This window comes from Pseudomonas sp. NY15437 (assembly GCF_048068435.1).
Taxonomy (GTDB): Bacteria; Pseudomonadota; Gammaproteobacteria; order Pseudomonadales; family Pseudomonadaceae; genus Pseudomonas; species Pseudomonas nitroreducens_B.
Genome location: NZ_JBLUQC010000060.1, coordinates 1 through 217, shown reverse-complemented (window position 1 = coordinate 217; position 217 = coordinate 1). Strand labels below are relative to the sequence as shown.

1 tRNA gene is annotated in these 217 nt (G+C 51.6%); it reads right to left on the bottom strand.

From position 1 onward, the window contains the following. Positions 1-28 precede the first annotated feature (28 nt). Positions 29-105, bottom strand: a tRNA-Ile gene (locus tag ACNFIA_RS32020). Positions 106-217: the final 112 nt, after the last annotated feature.

Below are 217 nucleotides of genomic sequence, written 5' to 3'. Positions count from 1 at the left end.
TATCGGATCAGCAGCACACCACAACAATTGGTGGGTCTGGGCAGATTCGAACTGCCGACCTCACCCTTATCAGGGGTGCGCTCTAACCAACTGAGCTACAGACCCAATCGTCTAACCAGTGAATCAAGCAATTCGTGTGGGAGCTTATGAAGAAGCTGAGATCTTCGATTAAGGAGGTGATCCAGCCGCAGGTTCCCCTACGGCTACCTTGTTACGA